The organism is Aureispira sp. CCB-QB1 (genome assembly GCF_000724545.1).
Taxonomy (GTDB): Bacteria; Bacteroidota; Bacteroidia; order Chitinophagales; family Saprospiraceae; genus Aureispira.
The window spans coordinates 1-1,136 of sequence record NZ_JHBV01000063.1 but is presented as its reverse complement, the minus strand read 5'-3'; the positions used below and the strand labels follow the sequence as shown (position 1 = coordinate 1,136).

The following is a 1,136-nucleotide window of genomic DNA, read 5'->3' as shown; positions in this document are numbered from 1 at the left end:
GTGTCGTTTAACATCGTTTGCAAACTTGGAATGGTGGTAAAACAAAAATACTGTCCTGTTGCTCGACATTCCTCGTACAGCTCCCGTTGATGCTTTTTGATGTCTTCCATCGTGGGCGCTACAGCTCGAATAATGGCGTGAAATAAATCGTGGGTGTACGGCGTTACTCGCTTGTCGCCTTTTTTGCGCTCTTTCTGATAGGTTTCCATCTTGTCTTTTCCTGCGTGATAGGTCGCTTTTTTGTCGATCATATCAAAAAAACTCCTTTCAAGAGAACCTTTAAAAACCGTTGGCTGTATGTCTATCTGTTGACTCATTGATTGGGTTGAAAGAGGGCAATACTTTCCTTCGATTGCCCTCTTGTTAAAAACTGTAAAATTCTATCGGCATATACGTCGCCGTAACGAATCCGCTTACGCTTGATTTCTCGTAACTGGGAAGAGAATTGAACCCTTCTGAATGCGAACACACACACATTCTAAACCTTTCCAGTTGACCATTATGGCTTTTCTTGAAATTAAATTTGCTCTGTAACCTTGATACCTGCCTTTGAACAAAATTTAATATTGCTTTCCATGAAAGCGGGCTCTAGTGCGGTTGTAGTCCAATTTCGCTTGAATGTGTTTGTCTAAATCAATCTTTAACCCTGCTGCCATATCGAGCAGCCGAATGGTGGCATCTGCCAGCTCGTCTTCAAAGCTATCTTTGAGGTGCTTTTTAAAAGACAAAGGAGCCGTTTTTATCGTAGAAATTTCATTGGAATACGCCTCCCAATCCGCAAACTTACCCTTTCGATGCGCTTCCATCGCTTCTCCTAGCTCTGAGGTCACCAGCATCAACATTTCGCCGACATTGCGCTCTTTATCCCAAAAACCTTTGTCTCGATTGACTTGGTGAATTTGCTGGGCTAAATCATTGATTGTTCGATACGGTGGATTTGGGGCAGAAGGCACTTGAGCTTGTCGGTAGGCTTTTCTAAGGTCCATCAATAAACTCAAGGCTTTTAAACCGATCCCCAAATAGCTAACAGATGACTCTTCAGGCGCTGCCTCCGTTTCTGTTGCCTCTTTTTCCTCCATTCTTACCAACGTAAGGTCCTCATCATACTCCAAGCCCAAAGCTGCCCGATTTTCAGC

The 1,136-nt window shown here is 43.5% G+C and carries 2 protein-coding genes; both read right to left on the bottom strand.

Annotated features, from left to right (window positions below):
* On the bottom strand, positions 1 to 317 hold a 317-nt coding region (locus CG11_RS26135; protein WP_052599915.1), incomplete at its 3' end, for a hypothetical protein.
* A gap of 243 nt (positions 318 to 560) precedes the next feature.
* Positions 561 to 1,136 (bottom strand): hypothetical protein (locus tag CG11_RS30520; protein WP_052599914.1); only part of this gene is annotated, 576 nt, incomplete at its 5' end.